The 23,246-nt window shown below is 53.8% G+C and carries 28 protein-coding genes; 2 read left to right on the plus strand and 26 right to left on the minus strand.

Annotated features, from left to right (window positions below; genetic code table 11):
- Positions 1-6: 6 nt before the first annotated feature.
- Both fliS and HCR03_RS09190 read left to right on the plus strand, forming a co-directional pair.
- Complete coding sequence (gene fliS, locus HCR03_RS09185) at positions 7-411, plus strand: flagellar export chaperone FliS (protein WP_066642874.1); 405 nt, start codon at positions 7-9, stop codon at positions 409-411.
- Between the two features lie 34 nt (positions 412-445).
- Entirely contained in the window at positions 446-898 is a 453-nt protein-coding gene (locus HCR03_RS09190; protein ID WP_066642872.1) for a hypothetical protein, read from the plus strand.
- Here the strand turns inward: HCR03_RS09190 and HCR03_RS09195 are convergent.
- The 26 genes from HCR03_RS09195 to fliG all read right to left on the minus strand — a co-directional run bounded on the left by HCR03_RS09195 (position 895) and on the right by fliG (position 22,877).
- Complete coding sequence (locus HCR03_RS09195) at positions 895-1,380, minus strand: chemotaxis protein CheD (RefSeq protein ID WP_066642870.1); 486 nt, start codon at positions 1,378-1,380, stop codon at positions 895-897. The genes HCR03_RS09190 and HCR03_RS09195 overlap by 4 nt on opposite strands.
- The gene (locus tag HCR03_RS09200; protein ID WP_066642868.1) at positions 1,377-2,000 is read right to left on the minus strand and encodes a chemotaxis protein CheC; all 624 of its coding nucleotides are present in this window, start codon (positions 1,998-2,000) and stop codon (positions 1,377-1,379) included. The genes HCR03_RS09195 and HCR03_RS09200 overlap by 4 nt, the downstream gene beginning before the upstream one ends.
- Positions 2,001-2,021: 21 nt before the next feature.
- Complete coding sequence (locus tag HCR03_RS09205) at positions 2,022-3,497, minus strand: DUF342 domain-containing protein (RefSeq protein ID WP_066642865.1); 1,476 nt, start codon at positions 3,495-3,497, stop codon at positions 2,022-2,024.
- Positions 3,498-3,537: 40 nt separating this feature from the next.
- On the minus strand, positions 3,538-4,242 hold the full coding sequence (locus tag HCR03_RS09210) for a flagellar hook-basal body protein (protein WP_156989668.1): 705 nt from the start codon (positions 4,240-4,242) through the stop codon (positions 3,538-3,540).
- A 21-nt stretch (positions 4,243-4,263) separates the two neighbouring features.
- Complete coding sequence (locus HCR03_RS09215) at positions 4,264-4,995, minus strand: flagellar hook-basal body protein (protein ID WP_066642856.1); 732 nt, start codon at positions 4,993-4,995, stop codon at positions 4,264-4,266.
- A gap of 15 nt (positions 4,996-5,010) precedes the next feature.
- Positions 5,011-5,784, minus strand: coding sequence for a sigma-70 family RNA polymerase sigma factor (locus HCR03_RS09220; protein WP_066642855.1), 774 nt, complete (start codon positions 5,782-5,784; stop codon positions 5,011-5,013).
- A gap of 29 nt (positions 5,785-5,813) precedes the next feature.
- The gene (flhA, locus tag HCR03_RS09225) at positions 5,814-7,874 is read right to left on the minus strand and encodes a flagellar biosynthesis protein FlhA (protein ID WP_187037820.1); all 2,061 of its coding nucleotides are present in this window, start codon (positions 7,872-7,874) and stop codon (positions 5,814-5,816) included.
- Entirely contained in the window at positions 7,871-8,947 is a 1,077-nt protein-coding gene (flhB, locus tag HCR03_RS09230; protein WP_187037822.1) for a flagellar biosynthesis protein FlhB, read from the minus strand. Before flhB ends, flhA begins: the two co-directional genes overlap by 4 nt.
- Positions 8,948-8,966: 19 nt before the next feature.
- On the minus strand, positions 8,967-9,734 hold the full coding sequence (locus tag HCR03_RS09235) for a flagellar biosynthetic protein FliR (protein WP_066642847.1): 768 nt from the start codon (positions 9,732-9,734) through the stop codon (positions 8,967-8,969).
- A 16-nt stretch (positions 9,735-9,750) separates the two neighbouring features.
- Complete coding sequence (gene fliQ, locus HCR03_RS09240; protein WP_066642845.1) at positions 9,751-10,017, minus strand: flagellar biosynthesis protein FliQ; 267 nt, start codon at positions 10,015-10,017, stop codon at positions 9,751-9,753.
- A gap of 21 nt (positions 10,018-10,038) precedes the next feature.
- Positions 10,039-10,824 carry a flagellar type III secretion system pore protein FliP gene (fliP, locus tag HCR03_RS09245; protein ID WP_407926866.1) on the minus strand — a complete coding sequence of 262 codons (786 nt, stop codon included), beginning with the start codon at positions 10,822-10,824 and terminating at the stop codon, positions 10,039-10,041.
- On the minus strand, positions 10,790-11,185 hold the full coding sequence (locus tag HCR03_RS09250; RefSeq protein ID WP_187037824.1) for a flagellar biosynthetic protein FliO: 396 nt from the start codon (positions 11,183-11,185) through the stop codon (positions 10,790-10,792). Before HCR03_RS09250 ends, fliP begins: the two co-directional genes overlap by 35 nt.
- A gap of 21 nt (positions 11,186-11,206) precedes the next feature.
- Positions 11,207-11,569, minus strand: coding sequence for a response regulator (locus HCR03_RS09255; RefSeq protein WP_066642835.1), 363 nt, complete (start codon positions 11,567-11,569; stop codon positions 11,207-11,209).
- A 34-nt stretch (positions 11,570-11,603) separates the two neighbouring features.
- Positions 11,604-12,728 carry a flagellar motor switch phosphatase FliY gene (gene fliY, locus HCR03_RS09260; protein WP_228725167.1) on the minus strand — a complete coding sequence of 375 codons (1,125 nt, stop codon included), beginning with the start codon at positions 12,726-12,728 and terminating at the stop codon, positions 11,604-11,606.
- Between the two features lie 27 nt (positions 12,729-12,755).
- Positions 12,756-13,754: a flagellar motor switch protein FliM gene (fliM, locus tag HCR03_RS09265; RefSeq protein ID WP_066642833.1), complete on the minus strand. Its 999-nt coding sequence runs from the start codon at positions 13,752-13,754 to the stop codon at positions 12,756-12,758.
- A gap of 73 nt (positions 13,755-13,827) precedes the next feature.
- Entirely contained in the window at positions 13,828-14,664 is an 837-nt protein-coding gene (locus HCR03_RS09270; RefSeq protein ID WP_066642830.1) for an OmpA/MotB family protein, read from the minus strand.
- A 37-nt stretch (positions 14,665-14,701) separates the two neighbouring features.
- Entirely contained in the window at positions 14,702-15,535 is an 834-nt protein-coding gene (locus tag HCR03_RS09275; protein WP_066642828.1) for a motility protein A, read from the minus strand.
- A gap of 27 nt (positions 15,536-15,562) precedes the next feature.
- Positions 15,563-15,781 (minus strand): flagellar FlbD family protein, encoded by a 219-nt coding sequence (locus HCR03_RS09280; RefSeq protein ID WP_187037826.1) that lies wholly within the window; start codon positions 15,779-15,781, stop codon positions 15,563-15,565.
- 73 nt (positions 15,782-15,854) lie between these two features.
- Positions 15,855-16,799 carry a flagellar hook-basal body complex protein gene (locus HCR03_RS09285; RefSeq protein ID WP_187037828.1) on the minus strand — a complete coding sequence of 315 codons (945 nt, stop codon included), beginning with the start codon at positions 16,797-16,799 and terminating at the stop codon, positions 15,855-15,857.
- 78 nt (positions 16,800-16,877) lie between these two features.
- Positions 16,878-17,279 carry a TIGR02530 family flagellar biosynthesis protein gene (locus HCR03_RS09290; protein WP_066642825.1) on the minus strand — a complete coding sequence of 134 codons (402 nt, stop codon included), beginning with the start codon at positions 17,277-17,279 and terminating at the stop codon, positions 16,878-16,880.
- Positions 17,280-17,346: 67 nt separating this feature from the next.
- Positions 17,347-17,850 (minus strand): flagellar hook assembly protein FlgD, encoded by a 504-nt coding sequence (locus tag HCR03_RS09295; RefSeq protein ID WP_066642823.1) that lies wholly within the window; start codon positions 17,848-17,850, stop codon positions 17,347-17,349.
- Positions 17,851-17,868: 18 nt separating this feature from the next.
- A complete protein-coding gene (locus HCR03_RS09300; protein WP_187037830.1) occupies positions 17,869-19,257 on the minus strand; it encodes a flagellar hook-length control protein FliK in 1,389 nt (462 codons plus the stop codon).
- A gap of 62 nt (positions 19,258-19,319) precedes the next feature.
- Positions 19,320-19,775 (minus strand): flagellar FliJ family protein, encoded by a 456-nt coding sequence (locus HCR03_RS09305; RefSeq protein ID WP_187037832.1) that lies wholly within the window; start codon positions 19,773-19,775, stop codon positions 19,320-19,322.
- A gap of 3 nt (positions 19,776-19,778) precedes the next feature.
- Entirely contained in the window at positions 19,779-21,080 is a 1,302-nt protein-coding gene (gene fliI / locus HCR03_RS09310; RefSeq protein ID WP_187037834.1) for a flagellar protein export ATPase FliI, read from the minus strand.
- Positions 21,081-21,103: 23 nt separating this feature from the next.
- Complete coding sequence (locus tag HCR03_RS09315; protein ID WP_187037837.1) at positions 21,104-21,877, minus strand: FliH/SctL family protein; 774 nt, start codon at positions 21,875-21,877, stop codon at positions 21,104-21,106.
- Positions 21,870-22,877, minus strand: coding sequence for a flagellar motor switch protein FliG (gene fliG, locus HCR03_RS09320; protein ID WP_066642810.1), 1,008 nt, complete (start codon positions 22,875-22,877; stop codon positions 21,870-21,872). Before fliG ends, HCR03_RS09315 begins: the two co-directional genes overlap by 8 nt.
- Positions 22,878-23,246: the final 369 nt, after the last annotated feature.

Here is a 23,246-nt window from a genome sequence, read left to right on the forward strand (position 1 = left end):
CAAAAAATGGCGGACAACAATAACCTGATTATGCAGTATCAGGAACAGTCGATTCTCACCATGTCACGCGGGGAGCTTTTAATTAAGCTCTATGACGAACTGCTTAAAAATTTGAAATACGCTTCCGTCCTGCTCGGACAAAAGCAGTCCGAATCCGCTCAGAAATACACCTCCAAGGCAAAGGATATCGTAAATTATCTTTATGCGATTCTGGATGACAAATACAGTATTTCGGCGAATTTGAAACAGATTTACTCGCATCTGCTCGGACAGATCATTAAAGCGAATGTTTCGGGGGATCCGTCTTTTCTGGACGGGGTCGTCCCGACCGTGCAGGAGCTTCGGGATGCCTGGGCACAGGCGGAAAAGGCAACGCGGATGCAAAACGGATCAAAAAGGGCTGCCCTGTAAAAGGGCGGCCCATTTTAAAAGGAGCGGATTGTTTATGACAGGAATGGAAGAGCTTCTGGCCTGTGTCGACCAGAAAGAGGTGCTGCTGACGCGGATTTTTAACCTGGCGCGGCAAATCGAAGTCGTTTGCTGCGAGCCGGAGCATCCTGCGCCCACGGCACTGATTCAGCAAAGGCAGGTATTTCTGGAGCGGCTGAAAAAATGCGCGGACCGTGTTTCTTTTTTAATCGGCAGGATGCCGGCCCCGGACCAGGAGCGTGTGTCCGGTGTTCTTTCCGGGCGGGTTTCCAAGCAGGAGTGCTCCGAGCAGGAGCAGCTGCTTCGAGACCGCGAGACGCGGTGCCGTTCCCTTCTTCGGGGAGCCCTGGCCAGCGACGCGGAAAGCGCAAGGCAAATGAAAAAGGAGCGCGACCGGCTTCAAAAGCTGGTCAACGACTCCCGCGGCAAAGGAAGAGAAACCTCTCCGTTTTCCAATGTTACAGTTTAAAAGCTCTTTTCCCCCTTGGCGAAAGATTTTACCAGCATAGTTCCGGTTTCCGTGTAAAAATAGACGGTTCTTCCATAGTTCAGCCCCGTGTCCTCCGCGTAAATCCGGATTCTGAGATTTCCCAGCGTCTCTTTCACAGCGGCGACATTCCGGGCCCCGATATTGCCGAACGCGCTGTCGTCCACGACCTCGAACATCTTCGCGCCGCCGGCAATTTTCGCCTGCATTCTCGCGCGCTGGCAACCCATCGCCTCCATTTCCCGCACCATAACCGGCAGACACGAATCGGCGTACCGGCTGATCTGTTCCCCGCTATTGTTTTCGGGCCGGTAGGGAAGCATGATATGGGCAAGGCCGCCGATCTTTAACGCGGAATCATAAAGACAGATCCCGATACAGGACCCCAGCGCGTAGGTCACCAGCGCGCCGGGGTTTTTTGTAATCTTCACATCTGAAATGCCAACCGTGATCAAATCATTCATAACTGAATCCCCAGACTATTCATTAGCTTATTCAGTGACGCAATGTCCGGGATCAGCATCATATTGGCTGAAATCGTCTTGCTGGCGCTGAGAAAGTCGTCCTCGATAAAAATGATTTTATCGGAAACGGCGCCCATCTCCGCCGCGGGAACCGTCAGCAGAGCCCCGGCCATATCGACCGTAACAGCCGGAACTGATATTTTAATCTCAAGATTGGAAAGCGCCGCGATGGAGGCCGCATAAGAACCGATCATGATGTTTCCGATCTCCGAAAGCGCGGAATACTCCATTTCGGTCAGTTCCGTACAGTTCGCTTTGCTCTCCCCCAGCAGCGCTTCAAGCAGAGACTGCGTGAATTCCTGCTCAATGACAAACATCATAATGCCGCCGATGTCGCCGCCAAGCTCCACCAGAATCGCCACGACGGGAGTCTCCGGGCCGCCCAGCGCCCTGTCCGCCTCGCTGATATCCAGAATCCTTACAATCGGCGTTACCATGTCCACTTCACGATTGAGCATCTGGGAAAGAGACGTAGCCGCATTTCCCGCGCCGATGTTTCCGATTTCCTTTAATACGTCAATATGCATTTCATTGAGCTGACTTAAGTTTTCAATCGCCATAGGCGCACCTCGCAATCAATTTTAGACACGGTCGACAGGCTGTATTGGGGAACTGACAATATGCTCGTGATCCGCATAGAATTTGGTCGCGTTATAGTCGGACGATAAATTTTCCACAAAGCTGCCGATTGTCATTTTCGTTCCCGTATAAATCACTTTCAGCGCCGTAATTTTAAAGTCCAAAGCAGACAGGCCGTTCTGATCCGCCTTTCCCATTGCGGCGATTTTTGTCTTCAGATATTCGATTCTTGTCTCGGCCAGCTCCTTTTGGGAGTTGGCGCTTTTCTGAAGCTTTCTGGCCTTCAGGGAACGCGGGTCTTTCGTTAAAAACAGGCATATTGTTCCAATCTGTGCGTTCAGCGTTTGCAGATTTTTCTCTTCCTGCTCCAGCTCCGCTTTTACCGACTCCAAGCTCTCTCCTTCCTTGCCGGAAAGGAGACCGTCCAGCACGCCCGACACAATCGAGACTTCCGTGCGGGCTCCGCCGCTGCCGATCGTATTGGCCGTGATCGAACGCCCCGCCTGACATCTGCCCCCCGCCAGCAGTCCCTTCCTGCCGCGGACCAGCACGGAGTTCCCCACTTTGACAATACTGTTAAAGATAACGTCCGACCTTAGATCCCCGGCGCATTCCACCGTTGTGTTTTCTATGTACTGCGCGGAAATGCTTCCCTTTGCAATCAGTTTTCCGCGGCTCATGCCGTTCATGCCGCAGGCGATGGCAATGCTGCCACCGGCTTCAAGCAGAGCGCCTTCCACCATGCCGCGTACATTGATATCGCCGCCGGCTTTCACGGAAAAGCCCTCCAGAACATCACCCTGCACAATGACCGTCCCGATGAAATCGATATTGCCCGACGAACCGTCGACATCCCCGCGCACAATGAATACTTCGCTGACGCTGAGGCTTGCGTTTTTATACTCGACGCACCCGTCCGCATCCGCGGTCAGGGTCAGCCCGTCCTCCGAGACAGCCGTGTTCTTTCCCTGGGGAAAGCTCGGCAGCTTGCCGCGGCGGTAAGCCACGGCGTTGCCGTAAACGTCAATGCCGTCCTTGCCGGGCTGCGGCGGAATAATTCTGCAAAGCAAATCGCCCTTTTTTACATTCTGCACAATGCCAAGATTCTTGTAATCCACCGTGCCGTCTTCCCGCTCCGTCGGCATGGTATTCTGTTCCCTCTGAAACAGGTATTCCAGTTTTCCGTTCTCCTCGTCCACCGGGTGCAGCCCTCTCGCGCAGACCAGGTCGAGGAAAAATTTCCGGTTCTCGCAGAAGTCGCGGATCAAACTCTCCATGACTCCGTAGACGACCCCGTTTTCCTTCAGGAAAGCCATGATCTCTTCATAAGAAACCGTCTGCCCCTGAAACGCGGTCTTGACCTCAATCGTAGCCTCAAGCCCGTCTGAGGAAACGCTCAGCCGTATTTCAGGCTTTTTCTGCTCTTCTCCCTTTTTCTCTTCCTGCCCCTGGTTCAATTCGCCATTCTGTTCATTCATACTCTTCACTCCCTCAAGCTGACGGCTTCAAAATGGTCAATCAGCGTAAATTATTGACTGTCTGCATGGTATTGTCTGAGATGCTGAGAATTTTTGCGTTAAATGCGAACGCCTTCTGCGCGCTGATCATCGCCGTCATTTCGTCCGCTAAATCCACCGTAGATTCCTCTATACTGCCCTGAATAGGCTTCACCTTCGAAACCGACGCCAGTCCGGAGGCTGCGGTCTCTTCCAGGTAATTCCCGCCCGTCTTTTTCAGCCCGTCACAGTTTTTGAAAGAATAGACCCCCACGTTCTGCGGATCGTTTTCATTTTTCACCGAAATCGCGTTTCCATCGCTGTCCAGAACAACTCCTCCCTGGGAATCCGCCAGAAAAAAACCGCCGTCGGCATTTTCCGAAAGCTGAAAACCGCCGTTCCGTGTGAAGCGCACCGTGCCGTCCGTACATCTGACCGCAAAAAAAGCGTTTTCCGAGGGGAGCGCGTAGTCAAGCGAACGATTGGTTTTCTGGACGCTTCCCTGTGTAAAAACCGTGTCCGTCTTGTCCAGACGGTCCCCGTGGCCAACCTTCAGGCTGTTTGCCGTTTCCCTGCCGTGCACGCCCGTGTAAAGCAGATCCGCAAACGAAACCTTGTCCGGTTTATACCCCTGGGTCGAGGCGTTTGCGATATTGTTTGAAGTCACGTCCATTTTCTGCTCCTGTGCAATCGCGCCGGCCGTCGCCGTATAAAAAGAAGTCATCATAGCGTTTTCCCCTCCCCGATATTAAAGCTTTGCAATATCCACAGCCTGATCCAGAACGGTATCATACATCTTCAGCGCCTGAGAGCAGGACTGAAGCTCGCGCTGGGACGACAGGGCGTTGGTCATCTCCTCCGTCATATCGACATTGGAGCCCTCCAGCGACTTCCACAGGACGGCCGGCGTTGTGACCAGCCCGGCGTTCGTGCCCTGGAACAGCCCTTCCCCCACCGTTTTGAGTTCGGCATTGTCCGGAAACCGGTATACGGCAAGCTGACCGACAGACGCGCCGTTCGCGGTCAGGTAACCCTGCCCGTCCGACGAAATTTCGTCCGTTCCTGGCCGGATGGGATTCCCGTCGCTGCCCAGCACCCTGCCCTGTCCTTTCAAAACCAGATACCCGTCGCCGTCAATATTGAAGCTGCCGTTTCTGGTGTAGACGGTTCCGTTGTCCCCTTGTACGGCGAAAAAACCGTCGCCTTTAATGGCGAAATCCAGTTTTCTGCCCGTCTGGTTTACCGTACCCTGCGAGTAGTCGGTCACGGCTTCATCCGCGGTGTTCATCAGCGACGCCGAGCCGACCGGCGTTCTGTTCCGGTCAACCCTCTCAACGACCATGCTACCGAAGGTTTTTTCCATCACGCGGGACTTTTTGAACCCGTTGGTATCGGCATTTGCGACATTGTTGCTGATTGTGTTCAATACCCGGCTCTGCGTCAGAATCCCGGAGCCCAGCATATAAAAACCCCTGACCATTGCGACCCGTCCTTCCTATTGTTTGAGGTAATTTTCCAAGCTTCTTCTCAGCTTTCGCAGCGCGCTGGAATGGATTTGTGAGACCCTTGATTCGCTGATTCCCATTACGCCCGAAATCTCCTTGATTTTCAGCTGCTCCTTATAATACAGCGAAATGACGATCTTCTCTTTTTCTTCTAAATTCTCAATATCCAGTTGAAGCATACTGCTCAGTTCCTTTTCGGCCATTACCTGTTCCGGGCCGCCGGTGGAACTGGCGCTGTGCAGTGCAATGCTTTCGACTCCTTTTTCATAAACCAGCTCTTCAAAGGACAGGATGTTCATCGAACTGGTCTCCGCCAGCATTTTTTCATATTCCGGCAGGCTTATTTTCATGTAATCCGCAATTTCCTGTTCCGTCGGGCTGCGTCCCAGCCGCTGATTCAGCGTTTCGTCCGCCTCGTTGATCGCCCTCGCCATTTTCTTCAGCCTGCGGGGAAAACAATCCTGCCGTCTGATGTAATCGATCATCGCGCCCCTTACCTTAATGGATGCAAAGGTCTCGAACTTTACATTCTTCATCATGTCGAACTTTGCAATCGCATCCATCAAAGCAATTAAGCCTTCATTTATTATATCGTCCAGATAATTAAAATACTGATAGCGTCCGACAATTTTTATCGCAATACAGCGGACCAGATAGCTGTACTGGCGAATCAGCTCGTTGCGCGTTTCAATATCCCCGGTTTTGCTGTACCGGGTCCAAAGCTCCTGCACCGGTATTTCCCGTACCTCATAGTTTTTCGTCATACAGCCCTCCCCTTTCCGCGTTGAGTTCATTACTCCAGCGTTACGTTGGCGACCGCCTGAATCTGTATGTTATTATCGAGCTCGTTAAAGGAAAGCACCACGGCCCGAGGATAAAACTGCTGCAGCAGTTTGCTGAAATAGATCCGCACCACCGGGGAAGTCAGAATAACCGGGGTATTTACCACGTCGTGCACCTTTGCGATGCAGTCCGTCAGTTTTGTGATGATCTTCTGGGTTGTTTGCGGGTCTAGCGACAGATAGGTTCCGTGCTCGTTTTTGCTGATGGAGCCGACAATGGATTTTTCCACCTCGCTGTCGAGTGTGATCACCCGAATCTGGCCGCCGTCCGCCCATTTTCGGGTAATGGTGCGGTGCAGCGCCTGCCGCACATATTCCGTCATCATATCCGGGTCCCGCGCCGCGGCGGCGTTGTTGGAAACCGTTTCCAGAATCGTTTCCATGTCTCGGATGGGGATGCCCTCCTTCAGCAGTGCGCACAAAACCTTCTGCAGGTTGCTGTGCGTGATCACGTTCGGCACAACGTCGGAAACAAGGGATGCGTCGTAGGTTTTGACGCTTTCCAGAAGCTGACCTACCTCCTGTCTGGAGAGCAGCTCGTCCGCGTGGCGGCGCACGGTTTCGGAAAGATGCGTCACAACGACGGAAAGAGGGTCGATGACCGTATATCCGTATATCTCCGCCATGTCCTTCTTGTCGGGGGTAATCCACTTGCTCGGAATCCCATAAGCGGGCTCAATCGTATCGATTCCGTCGATTTCTCCGGTCCGGTTGCCCGGATCAAGCGCAAGGTAGTAGTCCATCAGAATTTCACCGCGGGCGACTTCCTCGCCTTTGATCTTGATGACATACTGGTTCGGGTTGAGCAGGCCGTTGTCGCGCAGACGGACGGTGGGAACCACCATTCCCATCTCGACCGCGAACTGTTTGCGGAACGTCACCAGACGCTCGATAAAGCTGCTTCCGCTCGCTTCATCCACCAGGGGAATCAGGCTGTAACCGAAATCCATTTCAATCGCGTCCAGCGGAAGAAGGCCGTAAATATGATCGATATTCTTATAATAGGAGGTTTCGTCGCTCTGCTCCGGGACGGCGGACGAACCGGACGCCTGCTGCGCCGGCGCGGCGGCGGACTGTTCCAGTTTTCTGCGGAGCATCAGACCGGAACCGATCAGGAATGCGGAAAGCAGAAGAAGCTGCACATGGGGCATGCCGGGAATCAGATTCAGCGCGAGCACGCCGCACCCAGCCAACAGAAGCACCATCGGCTGAGAAGAAAACTGGCGGGAAACATCCTCGCCCAGCGTCGAGTTGGAAGCCGCGCGCGTCACGATCATGCCCGTCGCGGTGGAGATCAGAAGCGCCGGCACCTGAGAAACCAAACCGTCGCCGACCGTCGCGATGGAATAAATGTTCAGCACGTCTCCGAACGTCTGACCGCCCTGCACCATGCCGACGATCAGTCCGCCGATAAAATTGATGAACGTGATGACGATCGACATGATCGCGTCGCCCTTGACGAACTTGCTCGCGCCGTCCATAGAGCCGTAGAATTCCGCTTCGCGCTGGATGTCTTCGCGGCGCCTGCGGGCCGTCTGCTCGTCGATCAGGCCGGAATTCAGGTCGGCGTCAATGGCCATCTGTTTGCCGGGCATCGCGTCCAGACGGAACCTGGCCGCCACCTCTGAAACACGCTCCGCGCCCTTTGTGATGACCAGAAACTGAACCAGCACAATAATCAGGAACACAACAAAACCCACGACGATGTTGCCCTGAAGGACGAACGTACCAAACGTCTTGATGACCTGCCCGGCCGAGCCGGAGTGGGAAAGAATCAGCCTTGTGGAGGAGATGTTCAGCGCAAGCCGGAACAGGGTCGTAATCAATAGAATGGACGGAAAGACCGAAAATTCAAGCGCCGTTTTGATGTACATGGTCAGCATCAAAATGATCAGAGACAGGGAAATATTGATGATGAACATCATATCCAGCAGAAACGCCGGAAGAGGAATGATGATCAGCGCGATAATCAGGATGACAAACAGCGACACGACGTGATTGAGTAGTTTCATCTTTCCTCTCCTTCCTGTTTCAGGCGGTAGACCCACGCCATAACCTCGGCCAGCGCCTGGTAAAATTCCTGCGGAATCTGGCTGTTCACCTCAACCGACGCATAGAGCGCGCGGGCCAGGGGCCTGTCCTCCTTCATCGGGATCTGATGCTGCTCGGCGATTTCTATAATTTTCAGGGCCAGATAATCCTGCCCTTTCGCAACCACGACCGGCGCCGTGTCCTCCTGCGCGTGGTAGCGCAGCGCGACGGCAAAATGGGTCGGGTTGCGGATGACCACGTCGGCCTGCGGCACCTGCTGCATCATCCGGCGCCCGGAAATGCTTCGCTGTACCTGCCGGATTCGTCCCTTGATTTCAGGATTGCCTTCCAGCTGTTTATACTCCTCCTTCATCTCCTGCTTTGTCATCCGGATGTTTCGTTCATAATCCCACCACTGGTAGAAATAGTCCGCCGCCGCAATCGCGAGGAAGACCAGCGTCATCTGAATCACCATATCCATTACGGCGTTCAGCATTTGGACGGCGGACTGCATCACATCCCCGCTCATCATCTCGATGCAGTCCGCGCAGATCTTTTTCATCTGCAGGTACATCACATACCCGATCGCAATGGTTTTAATGATCGATTTGATCAGCTCCGCGACCGACCGGAGGGAGAACAGCTTTTTGAACCCCTGCAGCGGGCTGACGTTTGTGAGTTTAAATTTAATTTTTTCACCGGAAAATTTAAATCGTGTCTGGGCCCCGGTCGCCAGAATCGCCGCAAGCAGAGCCGCAAGCAGCACCGGGGAACAAAGAAGAAGGATAGCGATCCATGCGTCGCGCAGAATATCAACGGCGGCCGTCTGTGTGATGACGCTCTTGGTTGCGGTATAGGAAATATACCTTTGAATAAAATTGGACAAATAGCGGTAGAGATACGGAAACGCAATACGGAGCATGACGAAAACCGATAGAATGGAAAGGGAGCTGACAACGTCGGCGCTTTGAAAGACATTCCCTTTTTTTCGTTCGTCCTCCCTCTTTTTCGGGGTTGCTTTTTCCGTTTTGTTTTCCGACGAACCGTCCGGCACTGCAATCCCCCCCTCGGCGTTAGGCCAGTATGGCGTACACGGCGCTGATCCGGTCGAACATCAGGGTCATCATCCGCTCCAGAAACGAAGCGTACGACGGAACAAGGATGAGCATCACCAGAAAGCCGATCAGAATCTTCAGCTGAATTTCCACCGTGAAGATATCGATCTGCGGCACCGCGCGCATCATCAGGCCGGTGCCGATTTCGCCGATCATCTGCACCGCCACCATCGGCAGGGAAAGCTTAACCGCATAGATCAGCATCTGCCCCAAAAGGGCGGCGAGGCCGCCGAACAGCCCCGCGCCGAGCTCAAGTCCGTCACCGTAGGGAACGACTGCGCCCAGCTTGACAAAAACCTCGATCAGGGTCAGGTGCGCATTGGTGCAGAAAAACATCAAAAAGTACATCGCGTTCAGCATAGACGCGGAAAGCGGCATGGAAACGTCGCTCTGCGGATCGTATACCTTCGACATGGAGATGCCGACCTGCAGGTCGGACATTTCACCGCCCATCACAATGACGGAAAGAAACAGCTGGATGATATAGCCGATGATGAAGCCGACCAGCAGTTCTTTCAGTCCGGAGAAAAAGAGGACGAGGAACGAATTGATTTCAATCGAACGGTCCGTCGTCAGGCGATAAGCAAACAGAGTCAGCATCATCGTCAGACCGACTTTGACAACATTCGGCAGATTTCGCCGGCCGATGATCGGGTTAAAAAAGATGCAGCCCGACATCCGCAGAAAAATCAGCATGAGCAGCGTGTAATTGTAATCCAGTTTCATGTTTTCCGCCCCGTCTTCAATTCAGGGAAACCATCAGCCGGAAGATGTACTGCATAAAGTCATTCATGACCTGCATGATCCACGGCCCCAGCAGCACCATAACGGCGGCAATGGTAAACAGCTTCGGCACGAACGCCACGGTCTGCTCGTGAATCTGGGTGGCCGCCTGCAGAATGGAGATGACAAGCCCCACCAGCATGCTTGAGATCAGAATAGGCCCCGCAATTTTCAGCGTGACAAGCATGGCGGCCTGAATCACTTCCATTACTTTTGAAACGGTCATCTCCGAACCTCCTTAAGCCGCCTACAGGTGAAAGCCCGAGGCCAGTGTTTTAAACAGCAGATCCCATCCGTCCACCAGAACAAAGAGCAGCAGCTTAAACGGCAGGGACACCGTTGCAGGCGGCAGCATGATCATTCCCATCGACATCAGCGTGCTGGATACGATCATGTCGATGATGAGAAACGGGATGTAGAGAAGGAATCCAATGATAAAAGCGCGTTTCAGCTCGCTTGTCATAAACGCGGGAATCACAAGGGTAATCGGCATTTTCTCCACCGGGGTGGAGCTGTCCTGCTTCGAAAGGTTGACAAACAGGTTCAAATCTTCCTTTTTGGTGTTTTTCAGCATGAATTCCTTGAGCGGCTCGCTCGCCTTCTGCAGAAATTCTTCCTGCGTGATTTTTTCTTCCTTGAAGGGCTGGTAGGCGTCCGTGTTGATTTTCGACACGACAGGAGACATGATGAACAGGGTCAGGAAAAGGGATATGCCGATGAGCACCTGATTCGGCGGGGTCTGCTGCAGCCCCATCGCGTTTCGCAGGAAAGACAGAACGATGACGATGCGCGTAAAGCAGGTCGTCATAATCAGAATGGACGGAAGCAGAGCGAGAAGGGTGAGCATCTCGATAATCTGGAGCGAGCTCGTGCCGTTCCCGTTGATGTTCACATCCACCGCGGCCGCGGAGGCCCTCATGGGCAGAAACAGGGCGATCATGAAAAAAACGCCTGAAAATAGCAGCGCTTTTTTTGCGATCCTGCGTTTTGTCCCATTTTTATTTTTCGTGTCCGTCGTTTTTGTGTTTTCCATCATTTCCTGTCAAATCCAATCTGCCCTTGAGCGCGGCGTTCAGGGCGTCCACAAAATTCCGCCCGGCCCCCGGTTCGGGGGAGCGAATTTCCGCTTCGTCGATTTCCTTCAATAGCTCAATCCGGTCGGATGAAAATCCGATCAGATAACAGTGCCCGCAGATCTTCGCGATCGCAAGCCCCTTGTCCTGCGCAAGCGCCACACGCTCCAGAATTTGGATGTTGGCGGTGTTCGCGATGCTGTTGGCCTTTTTCGCAAGGTATCGGCTGAGAAGATAGCAAAGGTACAGAACGGCCGCGATTGCAAGAATGGAAAAAATCAGCGGCAGGACGTCCGATGCAAAGCCCGTGCTCAGCTTCATATGTATTCCTCCGTGATCTTTTTACCCCAGAATGCTGTTGACCGTTTTCATAATGCGGTCCGCCTTAAAGGGTTTTACAATAAAGTCCTTCGCGCCCTGCTTGAGGGCGTCGACCACCATCGCCTCCTGCCCCATGGCGGAGCACATGATGATGTTGGCGTCCGGGTCCTGCGCTTTGATTTCCTTCAGCGCCTGCAGGCCGTCCATGACGGGCATGGTAATGTCCATGATGACAAGGTCCGGTTTTTCCGCGGCGTAATTCGTAACCGCCACCTGACCGTTGTTCGCCTCAATAATGTTGGTAAAACCGTTCTTTGACAGCGTGTCCTTAATCATCATGCGCATAAAAGCGGCATCATCCACTAGCATGATTTTCTTTTCCATCGTGTATCCTCCTTGGAATGAATGAATTGTTATTTTATACCAGTTTCATGATTTCGTCGCTGTTAATTACTTCCGTAATCCGAACGCCATAGAAATCATCAACAACCACAACGTTGCCTTTCGCGATCGCCTGCCCGTTGACATAAACGTCAACCTGGGACCCGGCCTGTTTGTCCAGTTCTACAATGGTTCCCGTGGAAAAATCAAGAATATCCTTGATCTTTTTGGAAGTTCGTCCGATTTCGACCGTGACCTGGAGCGGAACGGACATGATCATATTAAGGTTGTTGGTCTCACCCTTTGTCAGGGTGGGTTCCTGCTCGTCAAAGCTGGGGTAGACCGCGCTTTTGATATTGAGATCGACCGGCAGCGGAGGCGTCTGCTGCGCAGGCTGCTGCGGCTGTTGAAACTGCGACTCAGCCGGAGCGGGCTGCGCGGCCTGAGCAACCGGAGCCGGAGCGGGTGCCTGAGCGGCCTGCGGAGCGGGCTCCGGCGCTTCCACTGCGGCCGGAGTTTCGGTCTGCGCCGTTTGAGCGGCAGCCGCATCCTCCGGGGCGGAACTCAGTCCGAAATTTGAAACCAGCTCTTTCGCGAGCGGAATCGGCATGACGTTGATAAACTCGCTGTTGACAATATCGCCGATCATCAAATTGAAATAGACCGCGCAGATATTCTCGCTGTCCTCAAAATACTTCGCTTTGAACTGTTCCGAATTGTCAATCTGGAACGAATTCGGCGGAGAAATATTGATGCTTCTATTCAAAAACTGAGAGAGCGCCGTGGCCGCCGCGCCCATCATCTGGTTCATCACTTCGCAGATCGCGCCGACATTCATCTCGTCCATGACGAATTCCTGTTTCGAAAAATCCGTCTGAAGCAAAAGGCCGACAATGACCTTTACATCCGATTCTTTTAAAATCAGTAAGTTTTTTCCGGAAAGTCCCTGAACATAATTAATTTCAACAGCGATGGCGGGCTCGTAGGTTTTAATGTCGAATTCGCTGGTCTTCATCAGCCTGACTTCCGGCGTCGTAATGTTGACCGGCTGCCCAAGCAATTCCGAAACGGAGGTGGCGGAAGAACCCAAACTGATATTCAGGATTTCGCCGATGGCGTCGATCTCCATATCGGACAGAAGCTTTTCTTGCTTTGGCTCCAAAACAATCACCTTTTTTCAAATAAAATATTAATAGAGGACTTTCCCAATTTTCACGGCGTACTTTTTCTTTTTTACTCCGATCTGACCGGTAAACCATTTCAGCTTCTCAACCTGAAGAATAACGGACTCGTCCCCCGCCGGTGCATCCAGCGGAATGACGTCGCCCCTGTGCAGATCGATCAGATCCTTCAGGGTGATTTCCGTCTTCCCTAACACGGCGGAAACCGTCAGAGGCGTGTCCTTCAGGCTTTCGAGGATGTGCTCTTTTCGGCGTTGCTCCTGCTGCGGGTCCAGTTTTCTGTTGATCTTTACATACTTTGAATCAAAGATCTTAAAAATCTCTTCCAAAGAACTGGCGGGAAGACAGATATTCAAATTTCCCTTCAGCTCATTGAGTGTGACCTCAACCACGACAATGGCGGCGGACTCGTCCGGCTGAATAAACTGAATCAGCTGCGAATTGGTCTCGATCCCGTCCATCGTATGCTCCACATCGAGATAGTTGGCCCACGCATCCTTTAGAATGGGCGCGATCTCCCGGAACAGATAATCCAGAATAGAGAGTTCAATCTCCGTGTATTCGCGGTCGATTTTATAGCCGTTCCCGCTTCCGCCGAGCATTCGGTCCAGAATGCTGAAGGAAATGGGCCTGGACATTTCGATCAGGATCTGCTTGTCCTCAATGCCGTATTCTGCGCTGTGGAGACCCATGACCCCAATCAGAACGGAATCGCTCAGGGCGTTTCCGAATTCCTTATACTCCTCTTCCTCAACCTGCAGCACCTCCGCCTGGCAGTTCATGCGCAGAACCCCCGACAAATGAAGGCTGAAAAGGCGTGAAAAGCTTTCAAATATATTCTGCAGGAGCCTGATCTGCTCTCTTGTAAACTTTTTAGGTGACAGAAAATCATAATCCTTGACTTTCGGTCCGGAGGTCTGCTCTTCGATCTCCTGAAAATCCATGCTGCCGCTTTGCAGACTCCCAAGCAGATCGTCTATCTGCTGCTGCGACAATACTTCCGCCATATGTACCACCATTCTTTAGCTAGGATTCTGAAACTGTCTGTACGGCCCGGCGCCGCGGCGCCGGGAAGAATTCTTAACCGCCTGCCGACGAAGCCCGGCTCGCGGCATTGATTTCCTCGTAAACCTTGTCCAGAACGTCGACCGTCTTGCCGGTTTTGGAAAGATAAATTTCCACCCTCCGGTTTTTTGCTCTGGTCGCCTCGGTCCCGTCGTCCGGTATAATCGGGCGGTATTCGCCGTAACCCTCGCTGACCATCTTTGCTCCGCTGATAATCCCCTTTGCCTGCACATACAGCAGCACGTTTTTCGCCCTGTCGTCGGAAAGGCCGCGGTCAAACGCCTGCCGTTCCGGCGTATTCGTCGCCGAAACCTTGGCCGTATGCCCATAGAAACGGATTTCGCCGATCTGGTCCGGAATGTTGGACATCGCGTCGCAGAGGTAATCGAGGATCACCTTTCCCTGCGGGCGCAGATTGGAACTGTCACCGTCGAAAAAGATGCTGTTTCGAAAGGAAAGAAACGTGTACCCGTCCCCTTTGTAAATCTTCACGCTGCTGTCTAGATGGTTGTCTTCGATGTATTTTTTCAGGTAAGCGTAAAGCTGGTCAAAATCCGTTACCTTGTCGACCGGCTTGGATTCCTCGCCCAGTCCTTCATCCGGAGCGGCCGCGCTCGGCGCTTTGGACACGACGTTGGACGACGGGTCGATGACCACCTGCTGTTCGCTGTTGACCTGGGTTTTTGCGATGTTTGCCGACAGCGCGACAACCAGCTTCTGCCATTTGCTGGAATTTAAAGTCGACATGGAAAACAGAAGAACAAAAAAGGTAAGCAGCAGCGTCACCATATCGGCATAGGTATCCAGCCAGCTGGGGCCGCCGGAAGAATCATCCTGTTTCTTTTTTCTCATTTTACCACCTCAATCCCCCGTTATATATTCATGAGCGCTATTTTTTGCTCTTTTTTTCCTTTTTACCCTTCTTGCCGGACTCCGTTTCCTCTCCCCTCTCCCGTTCGCAGAGGAAAGCTTTCAGCCGCTGTTCAATATGCTTCGGGTTGTCGCCCGCCTGAATGGCGATGACCCCCTCCACAACGATTTCTTTGCAAAGCCGTTCCTCGTTGTGCCGCATATGCAGCTTGTGACCGACCGGAACCAGAATCAGGTTCGCAAGCAGGGACCCGTAGAAGGTGGTGATCAGCGCGACGGACATTCCCTGCCCCAAAGCGTTCGCGCCGCTTGTGGAATCCATATTCAGGTTCCCCAGCATGTTGATCAGACCGATCAGCGTGCCGATCATGCCGAACGCCGGCGCAAACGTCGAGGCCTTTTCAAAAAACTGCCAGCCTTGGGAATGCCGTTCGTCCAGGGAATCCAGTTCATTGTCCAGCATCTCTTTCACTTTTTCCGGGTCGATCGCGTCCACAATCAGCAGGATGCTGTTCTTTAAAAAGGAATCGGAGTCGTTCAGCCCGTTTGCCTTTTCCTCCAGAGAAAGCAGTCCCTTTTTCCGCGCTTCCTGTGCAAAGTCCACGATCATGTCGATGTATTTTTTGGGGTCGTAGCGGTTCCTCTGAACGGCTATTTTCAGCTGGGCGGGGATTTTCTTGAAGTAGGAAATCGGGAAAGCAATCAGGGTGGAGGCAATGGTTCCACCGATGGTAATCGCCATGCTCTGATACTCAATGAAGCTTTTCATCGCGCCCATGTCGGTCAGGCCCGTAATTCCGTAGAAAATCAGGCCCAAGCCGGCAATAAGACCGATAATTCCTGTAAAATCCATGAACAAACACTTCCCTGAACCTTAGATTTAATCCTGAGGCCTGAGCCCTTCAATACAGATCATATTTTTGTAAATCATGCGCTGATAGGAGATAATTTTTCGAATGATTTCCTTTCGCTCTTCCTGAACCAGAAAATATTTTCCCGTCGTGAGCGAAATTTTGGTTTCCGGTATGTTCTCGATCGTCTCGATCAGATTGCAGTTGAGCAGAAACGGCGCTCCGTTGAGCTGCGTGAGTTCGATCATTTTCCTTCCTCCCAGTCGGATGACCACCGCGGTTCCCTTCCCGGTTTTACCCGGGAAGGGGCGGTGCGTTTCCTTAACGGACCATATTTACAAGGGTTTCGAGCATCGTGTCCGAAACCGTGATGATCTTGGAGTTCGCCTGGTAGCCGCGTTCGGTGGAGATCATGTTGGAAAATTCATTCGCGAGGTCCACGTTGGAGGATTCCAGCGCGCCGGTCACCAGCTTGCCGGTCGAACCGCTGCCCGGAGTGGCACAGAGGGCGTCGCCGGAGTTGCCGGTGTCTTTATAATAGTTTCCGCCCTCCTGCTCGAGACCGCCCGGATTAGAGAAATGGGCCAGATATATCTGTCCGATCGTCACGACTTTTCCCGCCGCGTTGGTAGCTGTAATTGTACCATCCTCTCCAATTGCGACGCTATCAAAAACATTGTTTTTCGCGTCGTCGGTCCCGGTTCCGTCCGGAAGCGTGTAGTGGATATATTCAGGCTTGTTGCCCGTCACAGTATCCAAAGCGCCGGCCAGCGTGGCCGGTGCAGAATTACTGACGCCGCAGACACGATTTCCGTGTCCGTCCACCAGATAACCCGCGGAATCGAATGAAAGAGCACCGACCCGTGTATATTGATAGCTTGCGGGGACGTCGTCTGTCGGTTTACCGGTGCCGACAACAAAATATCCCTCGCCGTTGATATAGCAGTCGCCGCCGAACCCAGTGGTCGCCATGCCGGCGCGTCCGGTATCGACCGTAACCGAGGAAGCGGTGGAACCGTAGCCGACCTGGCTCGGGTTGATGCCGCCCGTACCATTATCAGCAGTAACTTTGCCATCGCCATCTTTTGTAAACCCCGGCGCCGTCGCGCTGGTCAAGGTCTGGTACAGCACATCGCTGAACAGGGTGCGCGAGGCCTTGAACCCGTAGGTGTTGACGTTCGCGATATTGTTGCCGATCACGTCCAGCCCCGTCTGGTGGGCCTTGAGTCCGGCCACGCCGGAGGACATTGCTCTCATCATAGCCATTGTATTTTCTCTCCTTTTTTCGGAACCGCCGGGCTTCTCCGTCATTCAAAGCCCGATAACCCCCTTACAAAGGTCCGGTTATAAAATCACGGCTCCATCGATGTTTGTAAAAATGTTTTCTTTCATTTCCCCGCCGTTCATCATCGTGACAACCGTCGAGCTGGGAATATTGACGATAAATGCGGTGTCTCCGCTCATCATCAGCGCGTCGCGCACGCCCTTGGCTTTTGCTTTTTCCGCCGCGCCGCTCATCCGCGCCATCAGTTCTGGGGAAACTTCAATCTGCCGTTCATCCATACGCTGCAGAGCATGTTTGGAAAAAGTCAGGCCGCCCTGCCGTACGGTTTGCAGGATTTCTGAAAAACTGCCTTTTCCTGCGGAGTCGGTTTGCCGGGTTTTGGGATTACGGCTTTCCGGCTGAACCGGATACGCTGGGCCGATCCAGGCGGAATAATTTTTCCGAAACTGGATGTCGTTCATGATTTCGCCGCCTTTGGATTGATTGAATTACGACGGTGCAGGGAGTTTCAGGCGTGCTCGGCGAGTCTTACTTCTCCGCAGAACCGCCGTCCGAAGAACCGCTTCCCGAAGAATCGCCGCTCGATCCCGAATCGTTCAAAACCATGACCACGTCGGTCAGCTTGTAGGCCGTATTATCGCCTTCCAGAAGAATGCCGCAGCCGTCGGAACCAAAGGCCGTGCTTTCGACAACACCCTTCTTCATTGCGTACTTCCCGGCCGTGTCGTATGTTCCCACCTCCACGGTCTTGCCGACCAGGGTTGAAGCGTACTGCCGCTCGGAGTAGGTGGTCAGCTCGCTCATCGCCTGCAGGGACGAAAACTGCGCGAGTTCGGAAATGAATTCGGTATTATCCGTTGGATTCATCACATCCTGATTTTGGAACTGCGCCGCCAGAAGCTGCAGGAAATCGTTCATATCCAGCGAAGAGTCCGACGGATTCCTTGTTTTTGAGTTGTTTGCCGACGATTCCAGCCCGGACGCGTAGGTTCGCCCCAGAGTCCCATATCCTGTAATTCCAAGGTTATCCAAGTTTTTTTCCTCCTTTTGTTACCGCGAAAACGCGCCGATCTGCTGAATCATGGTAAGAAAATCGCCTGTGCTCAGCTCCGAGGAAACGGAGCCGATTCCCTCCAGGGTGCTTTTACGGGGTTTCTCGCGTTCGCGGCCCTGATTCCCGGAATTTCCTCCGCCGCCGTCCTGGGGCTGCCCGTACCACTGCGCCGCCTGCTGGTTCGGAATCACCGTCTGTACGTTCTGTCCGGTGGAAGCCTGTAAAATTGTACGGATTTCGGCGGAACCTGAGAGGAGCAGGCTCTGGGTCTTTGGATCGGCCGCCGCGATTTCAACGGTAAGCAGGCCGTTCTGCGAGGTCATCTTCAGCGAAACCTTTCCGAGCGACTGCGGGTAAAGATCCATTTGGAACTCGTTTTTCCCGCTTTGCAGCTGATAGGCCGCCGCGTTCGCCACCTGATGAACCGGGGATGGAGCCTGGGCCGCTTCGCCGGAAACCTTGATGACAATGTTGCCGTTGCCGTAAAGGTTGGAAAGGCTGTCGGTCGCCGCCGCGGCGTTTCCTACGGTTTTGCCGTCAACCCCGGGTTGGCCGGTTTTGCCGTCTCCGCCGGATTGGCTCAAACCCGCGCCGCGCACCTGCGTTTTGACTTCCTGAACCGCCCGGTCTCCCGTCGAGGCGGGATTCAAAACGGCCGAAGATTGATCGGCTGAGTCCGCGGTGTGCGCGGCCTGCGCCGTTCCGTCCGGAACCGTTCCGGCTGAAATTCCCTTGCCTTCGGTCTTCGGCGCTTGGCCGGTGGACGACGCCTTTTGGGGTGCTCCGCCCGATCGGCCGGATTCCGCCGGGGTTTTCGCCCGTGCGTCCGCCGTGCCGTTTGGTTTCGTTCCCTGTTGGGAAGCGGCCTTTTCATTTACGGGGACCGCCGCCTGAGTGCCGGAAGTCCGCACGGATTTCGCAGGGGGTTGTTTTTCATCGAGTGCGGATGGCAAAATTTGCTGTGCGGCCGTTTCCGCCGTCTGCTCCGCACCGGAAACAAGGGTTCCGGCCGCCGTTTGAGAGGTTTCCTGAGCAGCCGCCTGAATTCCGGCGATCTGCGCCGTTTGCGTGCCGCCGTCTTTCCCATCCGCCGGAGAATCAACTGCCTGAATTTTTCCCGGAGCAATAAAAAGAGCGGATTCCTGCGGCGAGGGGGATGCAGTCTGCTGAGTTGTGTCCTGCTTCGACTGCCCTCGGTCCGATTCGTCCGTTTTTTGAACCTGTTTCTTTGTTTTACCGTCTTCCGCCTTATTCGGCGCTTTGGAATCCGACTTCTGAACGGCGGATTTCAGCATGGAACGAAATTCGTCCGTTTCAGCCGGCCGGTTTTCGCCCGCCGGCTTCGCCTGAGGCACGTTCATGCTCTGCGCGCTGATCTGTATCATGTTCACTCACCTCCTTTCAATGGAATCAATCTATCTAAAATTAAATTAGACAGCGAAACTGTTCAGGCCGTCCGGCAATCCGAGGCATCCTTTTTCCGAGAGACAAATTCTTCCACAAGCAGCTCCTGCTCCTTGCGTCCCTGAGCCTCATAGTCCTTCAGCTGTGAATCCTTAAGCTTTTCCAGGCCGGAAATATCGCTTTTCATATGGATGATCTCCTCCTGCTTCGCGGCGGCGGCCCTTTGCGCTGCCGTCCTCTGCGATTCCAGCATTCTGGTGCGGCGGTCCAGCTCGACAAAATAGCGCTTGTACACCGCAATGCCGCAGGGTTCCACCCCGGTCTTCATTTGAAGGGTCAGGGTCCGGTTCAAATCGGAATACTCCCGTTTTACTCTGGTGATTTCCTCTTCCAGCTCCCGGATTTTCATTTGAAGCTGCGCCATTTCATTCTTCAGCATATCCAGCAATTCCTTCTTATACCGAAGGACGTTTTCAAGGGAAAAGACAAACTTCTTCATGTTTTAAATCCCTTTCATCTGGTTTTCGGTTTCTTCATAGGAAAACGACTCGTCAACCCTCTGCATCAGGAACCGGTTGATCCCGTCGATTTTACCGACCGCTTCGTCGAGCCTTTTGTTCATGCCGGGTTTATAAGCTCCGATGGAAATCAGGTCGTAATTCTGATTGTACACGGAGAGAAGATTTCTCAGCCGCGAGGCGGACGCCTGATGCTCCTCTGAGGTAATATCCGTCATCAGGCGGGAAATGCTGGCTCCCACGTCGATGGCGGGGTAATGGTTTTTCGCGGCAAGCGTTCTCGAAAGCACGATATGCCCGTCCAGAATGCCGCGCACGGTGTCCGATATCGGCTCGTTGGTGTCGTCGCCCTCCACCAGAACCGTGTAAATTCCGGTGATGGAACCCGTCATAAAGTTTCCGCTCCGTTCCAAAAGCCTGGGCAGCTGCGAATAAATGGACGGCGTGTAGCCCCTTGCGATAGGAGGCTCGCCCGTCGCGAGCCCGATCTCTCTTTGGGCCATGGCAAAACGCGTCAGGGAATCCATCATCAGCAGAACATCCTCTCCCCGATCGCGGAAATACTCCGCGATTGCCGTCGCGACAAAGGCGCATTTCGCCCGCAGCATGGCCGGCTGGTCGGAGGTCGCCACGACCAGCACGGAGCGGGCCAAACCTTCCTCTCCCAGGTCCTTTTCAATAAATTCCTTTACCTCTCTGCCGCGCTCGCCGACCAGCGCGATGACGTTGATGTCCGATTTGACATTTTTCGCGATCATCCCCATCAAGGTGCTTTTCCCGACGCCGCTGCCGGCGAAAATGCCGACCCTCTGCCCTTTGCCGATGGTCAGAGTCCCGTCGATCGCCTTGATGCCGAACGTCATGGTTTCGCTGATGCGGGGCCGGTCCAGAGGATTGACGCAGGAGGATTCCACATCGTAGTACGTTTCCGGTTCAAAGTCCCCCAGGCTGTCGATCGGGTTGCCCGCGGCATCGACGGTCCTGCCCTTCAGGCATTCGCCGACCGGAACCCGCAGCTTGTGGCCGGTCGATTCCACGATGCTTCCCGGGCCCACCCCGCGGATATCCCCGTACGACATGAGCAGCACGTTTCCGTCGCGGAAACCGACCGCCTCCGCTTCGACCACGGGCCCGCCCGTCTGGCCGCCGATGGTGCAGATATCCCCGATTTTGGCGTCAAGGCCGGTGGTCTCTATCATCATCCCGACGATGTTTTTCACTTTTCCCTTGTAGCAGAGCGGATCAATCTTCGTGACGATCTCGCAGGCAGCCCGCAAATCAACCATACGGCCTTTCCTTTCAAACGTTTTTACTGTTCCGAACGTTCGGAGTCATGCATCGCCGACTGTATTTTGTTCAGCTGCGTATCGACTCCCGCGTCGATCACCTGATCCGGCATTTCGATCACGCAGGCTTCGTCCCCGATCCCCGGCGTTACGGCCACCTTGACATGATCCGAGACGGACTCCAGCTCTTTTGCGATGGAAACGTCGGCTTTGGTCAGCAGCTTTGCCGTGTTCCCGGAGACATAAATGCGAACCCACGCCTGATTCCGGTAGGAATCGACTGCGTTTTGAACAATGGCGTGCAGAACGCCTGGGTCGGCTTCCAGCTCCCTTTTGATAATTGTCTTCGCGATGGTGACCGCAAGATCCGTCAGATCCGATTCGAATTTTGCAAGAATCTCCGTCTTGGATTTTTCAACGGACCGGATCATTTCGGAAAGCTCGTTCAGGCGGGTCTGGTTCTCCTCGTCGGCCCTTTTCTCTCCTTCGGAAATCCCCTGCCGCATTCCGGACTGCAGCCCCGCCTTTTCTCCCTCTTCGCGGCCGCGGGAAAAGCCGTCCTGATACCCCTGCTTTTTTGCTTCCTGCAGTTCTTCTTCCACGCGCTGGGCGCAGTCGCGCAGCTGAGCCGAGCTGTAGCTTTGTGCCGATTCGATAATCTGTTTGGCTTTCTGGAACGCTTCCTCCAGAATCAGCTTTCTTTGTTCTTCCACCGACGCATGGCCGACGCCCGCTGACTGAAATACCGGTTCTTCCATAAACGGACCGTACTGGGAGGCTTTAATGACCTTACTCAATAATTTCATCCTTCCCGCCCTTAGAAATTACCAGTTCGCCCTCGCTTTCCAGACGGCGGATTACGCCGACAATACGCTGCTGCGCTTCTTCCACATCCCTCAAGCGGACATTATGCGTATATTCCAGGTCGGATTTGACCGTTTCGGCAGAGCGAGAGGACATATTGCTGAAGATGGTATCGGCAACCTCTTTATTGGCTCCTTTCAGCGCATAAACAATATCCTTCGGGTCCACTTCCCGCAAAAAACGCTGAATGGACATACTGTCCAGAATAACGATATCCTCGAAAACAAACATCTTCTGCCTGATTTCTTCGGACAGCTCCGCGTTCTTGCGGTTGAGGTCGTCGAAAATGGATTTTTCATTGGTGCGGTCCATATTGTTCATGATGTCGGCCACATAGTCGACCCCGCCGAACTGAGTCATATCGACGCTCATGACATTGGAGAATTTATCGGAAAGGTTGTTTTCTATGATTTTTACAACGTCCGGAATAATCCGGTCCATTGTCGCGATCCGCTGGACGACGTCCGACTGCTTGTCCGGGGGCAGGTCCGCGATGACCGTCGCGGCCTGGTCCGCGCGCGCGTACGAAAGAATCAGGGCAATCGTCTGCGGATGTTCGTTCTGGATGGCGGTCAGCAGGTTTTTGTAATCCGCCTTGCGCAGAAATTCAAACGCCTTTGACCGAAGCGACTTGGTGACGCGGTCCAGCAGCGAGCTCGCCATCTGCGCGCCGTAGGCTTTTTCCAGCACGTTGCGGGCATATTCCACCCCGCCGTCCGTGATGACCTTTTGCGTCAGGCAAAGGTTGTAGAAGTCGCCCAGAATGCTTTCCATCGCATCAGGCGGAAGATTGGTCGTCCTCGCGATTTCGAGCGTAAGCTGCTCCACTTCTTCTTCACGGAGATATTTATAGATTTTGGAAGCGGCGTCGGACCCCAGAGCGATGATGACGGAGGCGGCTTTCTGTGCTCCTGAAATTTTATGTTCAGGCATTGTCGTCCTCCCCCCTCAGCCAGCTGCGAATCAGCTGGGCAGCAATTTCCGGATTCTGGGGTTGAAAACTCCTGAAGGTCTTTCCGAACCTTCTCCTCTTTTCCGCCGGTCGACTGGCGAATCTGCTCGATGGATTCCGTGGGAACGTCCGAAATTCCAGCGCGCGAAAGGCCGTCCAAATTGACTTCCTCTCCCTGCATCAGCTTCTCTTCCAGCTCTTTCGCCCGCTTTTTCCTGCGTTTGGCAAGAAGAACGACCGTAAGAATCACAATCAGCAGAAATCCGCCGGCCCCCGCGGCCAGAAGACGCCAGTCAAACGGCAGGGCATAGCCGGCCGGCTGCGCGTTGGCGGGCTGCGCGGAGCTATAA

The sequence above is a fragment of the Caproicibacter fermentans genome, from assembly GCF_014303955.1.
GTDB classification, from domain to species: domain Bacteria; phylum Bacillota; class Clostridia; order Oscillospirales; family Acutalibacteraceae; genus Caproicibacter; species Caproicibacter fermentans.